This window comes from Capsulimonas sp. (assembly GCF_039929585.1).
Taxonomy (GTDB): domain Bacteria; phylum Armatimonadota; class Armatimonadia; order Armatimonadales; family Capsulimonadaceae; genus Capsulimonas.
The window spans coordinates 1-6,068 of sequence record NZ_JBDSQY010000016.1; the positions used below are offsets into that span (position 1 = coordinate 1).

Below are 6,068 nucleotides of genomic sequence, written 5' to 3' on the forward strand. Positions count from 1 at the left end.
GAAGTCATGCGCCAATTCGTAGTCGTTGAAGACTGATTTCTGAGGAATAATCTCCTCCAAGAGCGTCCGCAAACCGGGAATATCCCACTGCCGATTGCCCAATTCGTAAATCAAGCAGCCTTCGGTCTCTTCGGCGGAGACATGAAAGGTCTGATAGAAAGCGCGGTTGGCGCTTCTCACGCGCAAGGTGGGGTCCAGCATCAGAAGTGGCTCTCGCACCGTGTCGACGATGTTCTGCGCATAGGATTCCACCGCCGCGAGCACCTGTTCGGCGCGCCGGCGCTCCGTGATGTCTTCAAGGGCCAGCACGATGACCTCCGTGTGATTGCCGGCGCGAAGCTCACGGGCATTCAGCAGCATGACACGCCTTCCGATCGACGGGAAGTCATGCGCCAATTCGTAGTCGTTGAAGACTGATTTCTGAGGAATAATCTCCTCCAAGAGCGTCCGCAAACCGGGAATATCCCACTGCCGATTGCCCAATTCGTAAATCAAGCAGCCTTCGGTTTCTTCAGGAGTGACTTGAAAGGTCTGATAGAAAGCGCGGTTGGCGCTTCTCACGCGCAAGGTGGGGTCCAGCATCAGAAGTGGCTCACGCACCGTGTCGACGATGTTCTGCGCATAAGAGTCCACCGCCGCGAGCAGCTGTTCGGCGCGGCGACGCTCCGTGATGTCTTCGAGGGCCAGTAAGATCAAGCGCGAATTTTCGCCCTGGTGTATCAGGCGTCGCGCATACACCAGCACGGTCTTCGCGCCGATACGCGGAAACTCGCTTTGCAGCTCCAGGTCTTCGAAGGGAGCCTCGTGCTCCCAGACATGCTCTAGCAGCTCGCGCATGCGCGGGGTGTCCCATTGACCGCCGTCGAGGTCATAGAAGCAGCTTTGCTCCACATCCTCCCGCAGCGCCTGAAAAACATTGCAGTAGGATCGGTTCGCGCTCCGCACTCGCATCCCGTCCCCAAGGACCAGCAGCGGCTTACGGATCGTATCGATCACCTCTTGGGCGAGAAGAGCCGCGCCATCCGCATCGCGAGTTTCATTCGCCGGGATCACCGCCCCAAGGCCGTATTCTTCTTCGACTTGCTTTGGCTTTGTCATTGCGTTTCCCGGTCTTTCAGGATTAAAACCGCTGAACAACGCCCCGGATGCCAGAGTCCTGAATGTCCTCATGCATCTCAATATTGCGGCCAATGATGGTGATATGGGCGAACGACCTTCCTATGTCGAAGCTCGGTTGGGCCGCCCTATGCTAGTGATTGTACCGTTGCCCAAGAGAATGTGCTATATTATTTAATACGATATACATTATATAAGTAATACAAACTTCAATCAATTCAAGAATAGTGGAGTGTGCTTCAATAAAATGAGAAAAGGCCCAAACGCAGTAAAAATGCGTTTGGGCCTTGGGTGTATTGGATTGAGAGTGAGACCGAAAACTATTTGTAGGCGAAGGTAATCGAATAGTTACCCAGGTTGTCGGGCGAAACTCCCGGGAAGAATGAAACAGCGGCTCTCTTGACGAACTTCGAATGCCCATCGGCGAATGTGAAGTTGGATGCCCGGGTGGAAGTGTTGTCGTGGCGATCGCTGATCTCGCCCGAATTGCCGTTAGACCATCCTGCATGGTTCGCCATGATAGATGGGTCTTTATTGTCCAGTGTGTAAGCCGCGCCGTTCAGCCCTTCGTACAGCACCAGCGTGGAGGCCGGAGTGACCATGGCCGCCAGGTTCAGTCCATTGCGGTTGTCGTCGGCCCAGCTGCCGGCGTTCACGTAAATCTCGTAGTTCATGACGTAGGCAACGGTGTAAGGGACGCCGGCGACAATGCCGCTTTCGTCCGGACACTTGTAAAGGCTGGTCGACTTTACGTAGGGATAGATCTGTGAGCCCCAGCCGCCCTGGCTGAGAGGGCCGCCGCCGCTGGCGGCGCCTGGCCACAACTCGTCATTGTCCTGGATGTACTGCATAAAGCCAAGGCCAAGCTGCTTCATGTTGGAAAGGCAGCTGATCTGGCGCGCCTTTTCGCGAGCTTTGGCGAAAACAGGGAAGAGAATCGCGGCGAGAATCGCGATTATTGCGATAACAACGAGTAATTCAATCAGCGTAAATCCAGATCGAGTTTTGCGAGGATAAAGATCATTCATAGTTCTACCTCCCGGGTAGTGAAAATAATTTGTGGATCGGCCAGAAAGCGTACGAATGGAATATTTGCGTTTCTGTGTTTGAAGTATATCACAGCTCAATTGACTGGGCAAGGCATTAATTGGCAATTGTATAGCACTTTCTGATACAAACAGTTCTACGATAATACTCAAAATTGATATCTCGATATCTATACGATTAACTCATTTGATATAAAAAGAGTGCACCCAAGTCACAAAGCGGCCCCACCAATCAGAGCTCTTTTCGCTCTGATTGGCGGGGCCGCTTTGTGGACGAAATTCTATTCGAAATTGCTAATATGTTCGAACAGTGAACGTCTCCCACGATCCATAAGTCGCCCGGTTGGCGATCAGAGCATTCGCGCCGGCGTTTTCGGCGCAGACGAATTGATTGTTGGCAAGGCAGCGCAGGGCAACATTGCCGCCACCGGCGTCACACTCGTAGAAGGATTCCCCGGCGCCTGCCGAGCTGTGGTTGGCGGTCAGCACGCTGGTTCCCAAGGTCCCTGCCGAGACGTAGAGGTTGTTGGAAAGCGACAGAAGCGCGATATTGCGGTTTCCGAGATCGACCACACGGAACTGCTCCCATACCCCGACCGAGGTGCGGTTGGCGATCAGCGGGCTCGATCCGGAATTATCAGCGCAGACATATTTGCCGTTGACGGTCGCCTGAAACGAAACGACGGCGCCGGGGACCAGCTTGCGCACGGGCGGCGTGGGGCGCGTGTAGGTCAGTGGGATCAGACCTTGCAGCATCTTGCCGCCGTCGGCCGTCAGGCGCATGTAATAGTCCGCCGAGCAATGCGTTCCGTCTTCGTCCAATGTCCAGAAATGATTCGTCCCGGTCGCGGGGATCGTAATGTTCGAGGGGTTGGTCGGGCTCATGCTCGCGTCCTCGGCGGTCGGCATGAGCTGATTGCCCTCCCCGAACTCATCGAACATCGTCATGAAGCCGCTCTGGACACCGATGGATCTGAGATTGGCGAACTCCTCCCACATCAGATTCCCGTGCTGGCGCTGATGCACGCTGATATCGCCGGGCAGGATACAAACTTGGTAATCGACACTGTGGCTGTTGCACCAGGCAAGATCATCTGACTGCGTACTTTTGTTGGCGTCCACGCTGCCGATGTCGCCGACGACGCCGATCTGCCAGGGCTGAAGCATGTTGCACGCCTGGAAGACATTCACAAAGGGCTGCATGTCGGTTCCCCAACGCCAAGCGTGGGAGACGCCGCCGATCACATAGCAGCCCTGCGACTTCAGCCAATTGACCAGCGCAAGCTCAGACGTCGGCGTTCCGTTATGCGGATTGACGTTACCCAGCCCCCACACCTCGACCACGGGTTTGCCGTTCTGCTTCGCATAGTTGGCGTTCGTGGGCATGTGGAGCTGATTGACGATGACGTTCGTCCAGTCATTCGGCAGTTCGGTGGAGAAGTTATTCCAGCCAGAAAGATCGTAGCTGATATAGTACTTCATGCCGGCGCCGGGGGCCGCGTTTTGCACGAGCTGCGCGCACTGTGTCGGCCCGGAGATCCCCGTCGGGTTGAACCGGCCGATCGCGATGGTGTCCATGCCGTTCTGCTTCATCATCTGCATGTGCGTGCTGACGATGGACGAGTTATAAGACGTAAAGAGCTTCGCGGGCTGACCATTGCCGAAGTTGGGAGCGCTGGTGGCGTAAGTCCCGGTGCTGTACGGACGCATGTCGGGCCAGGACGAACAGCCGTAATTGGTGAGGCTGGGCGCGCTGCTGACATCGTACGCCCAGTGAATCCACCCCTGACCGTCGGGCGCCGTCGGCTCCTTACAGCTAAAGTAGCCTTGATAGGCGGCGGTAAGCTTGCCGACCACATCCCCCGGCGGACTGCCCGCAACCGCCGGCTGGAACCCAATTGCCGAAACGGCTCCTAAGAGCGCGAAACCGAGACGCATGTGCTGGAATAACTTCGTCATTATTCTTTCTCCTTTGATTCTATAAATTGCAAATATAGCAATAATATTATGTGACGAATAAACACCCGCAATCGGATGTTTATCCACCAGGCGCATTTATTTCTGGCAGCTCCCGTCCCATCGGTCCGGATGCGTGGTGATGTACATATTGGAATCGATAGACCATTTCGCGTGGCCGTCCGCGAACATGTAGTTGCGACCGCCCTGGTGACGCGCGATCCAGTCGCCATAGCACTGCGGGCATACGCCGTCACTTGGCCGGAAGTTATTGTTGACGACGCAGCGGTTGTTGAAGTCGTATCCGTTCCACCCCTGGATTTGCGCGACCTTGGTCGCGTTGCCGCCGTCAAACAAGAGAATCAAGTCCGAGGGCGCGACGATGGCGGCGAGACTGACTGGCGTTCCTGGGTTCTTGAAGCCGTCGAGCACATAGGACGTGGCGACGTAACTGATCTTGTCCGTACTCGTCGGCGGGTTCCATCCCTGCTGATCCGGCGCCGACGGGCAGGCCATCACCTGGGTGTTTTTGATGTAGGGCTGAAGCTCATAGGCCCAGTTCGAAGAAGCAAGATTGTTGAGCGGCGCCGTGTACCAGCCCGCAAGCTGCCCGTTGGGCAGGGTCGGCGGGTTGTTAGGCCACTGGGTGGCGCCGCCGTTTTCATCGCGGTACTCATACATGTACCGTTCGTCGTTGTCCTGTGTGTATTGAACGACGGCCAGTCCGATCTGCTTGAGATTGCTCAAACAGGCCGTGCTTCGCGCCTTCTCACGCGCCTGTGCAAACACGGGGAACAAGATCGCCGCCAATATAGCAATTATAGCAATAACTACAAGTAGCTCGATTAGCGTGAAACCTGCGTGTGTCTTCTGGAGATTTGCTTTCATCAATGACTCTCACTTTCTTCTCCTTTGGAGAATACAAGATCCCAATGGATTACAGATGGGAATATACTTCGCTTATTGTAACATTGGGCGCAAAAAGCCACAAGTACGGATGTGGCGATGTTCTTGATGGATTCTCATGCCTGTCAAAGCCGGCGGAACTGTCCCGGCGAGTACCCGCGCCGCGCATGAAAGAGGCGGCTGAAGTGTTCGGGACTGGTGAAGCCGCACTCCATGGCGATCTGCTTGGCGGTCATCGATCGATGTTTGAGCAGGTACTCCGCGCGGCGAAGACGCGCATCGATCAAGTCGTCGACGGGGCTTGCGCCGAACTGCTTGGTGTACTCGGTGGCGAACCGCGTTGGGTTCAGACCGCTCATCGCCGCCATGTCGGGGACGGTCCAGCGTCGGCACATGTCCGAATGGACGGCCAGGCGGACCTCACTGAGCGTATTCGCACGCACGCGCTGCGCTGTGCTCAGCGGCTCGGCGCTTTGTGCGATCAGCACGCCGATCCGTCGAAAAAAATCCCGCGAGAGATCCGTAATCGCATCTTCATAGTGGTCCAGTAGATGCAGCCGCTCCTGCCGCACATCTTGAATGTAAGGCTCCAGAAACTCAAGATCGCCCAATTCCAGCGCCGTATTGACGGGGATGCCGTAATCGGTCAGGCAGCCCAAAACGCCCGGGCCGATCGCGAGGACCCAGGTATGGTCCAGGGCGCCGTTCAGGCCGTGATAGTACCGAGGCTGGAAGGGAAGATAGAAGATGCAGGTCCCCGGCGGCCGCGAACGGCGGCCGGAAACATCATCCAGCAGAACGGGGCCATGAAACAGGACGAAGCCATGTTCTTTAACGCCTTCCGGCCAATCCACCTCGTAATCCACAGGATGCGACGGCCGGATTCCGGAAGCGACGATATCGATTTTTCCATCCGCGAAATCCGCATCCATCGTTTAGCCGCCCCGGGAATAGTCGTGAATTGTCTGAAGTTCGGCGGCGGAGAGCGCCCGGTCGTAGAAGCGGATCTCTGCAATCCGTCCCGCCCAAAAATCCGCCAGCGCT

The 6,068-nt window shown here is 56.1% G+C and carries 5 protein-coding genes; all 5 read right to left on the reverse strand.

The window, feature by feature from the left end:
• On the reverse strand, window positions 1-1,098 hold a 1,098-nt coding region (locus ABIZ35_RS00765; protein WP_348217966.1), incomplete at its 3' end, for a PAS domain-containing protein.
• A 338-nt stretch (window positions 1,099-1,436) separates the two neighbouring features.
• Window positions 1,437-2,144: a DUF1559 domain-containing protein gene (locus tag ABIZ35_RS00770; RefSeq protein WP_348217967.1), complete on the reverse strand. Its 708-nt coding sequence runs from the start codon at window positions 2,142-2,144 to the stop codon at window positions 1,437-1,439.
• Window positions 2,145-2,456: 312 nt separating this feature from the next.
• Window positions 2,457-4,121 carry a glycoside hydrolase family 71/99-like protein gene (locus tag ABIZ35_RS00775; RefSeq protein ID WP_348217968.1) on the reverse strand — a complete coding sequence of 555 codons (1,665 nt, stop codon included), beginning with the start codon at window positions 4,119-4,121 and terminating at the stop codon, window positions 2,457-2,459.
• A gap of 96 nt (window positions 4,122-4,217) precedes the next feature.
• A complete protein-coding gene (locus tag ABIZ35_RS00780) occupies window positions 4,218-5,006 on the reverse strand; it encodes a DUF1559 domain-containing protein (protein WP_348217969.1) in 789 nt (262 codons plus the stop codon).
• Between the two features lie 143 nt (window positions 5,007-5,149).
• The gene (locus tag ABIZ35_RS00785; protein WP_348217970.1) at window positions 5,150-5,956 is read right to left on the reverse strand and encodes an AraC family transcriptional regulator; all 807 of its coding nucleotides are present in this window, start codon (window positions 5,954-5,956) and stop codon (window positions 5,150-5,152) included.
• Between the last annotated feature and the right edge of the window lie 112 nt (window positions 5,957-6,068).

Coding starts and splice junctions, on each gene's coding strand:
- ABIZ35_RS00780 (WP_348217969.1), bottom strand. CDS start 5,006: ATGAAAGCAAATCTCCAGAAGACACACGCAGGTTTCACGCTAATCGAG.
- ABIZ35_RS00770 (WP_348217967.1), bottom strand. CDS start 2,144: ATGAATGATCTTTATCCTCGCAAAACTCGATCTGGATTTACGCTGATT.
- ABIZ35_RS00775 (WP_348217968.1), bottom strand. CDS start 4,121: ATGACGAAGTTATTCCAGCACATGCGTCTCGGTTTCGCGCTCTTAGGA.
- ABIZ35_RS00785 (WP_348217970.1), bottom strand. CDS start 5,956: ATGGATGCGGATTTCGCGGATGGAAAAATCGATATCGTCGCTTCCGGA.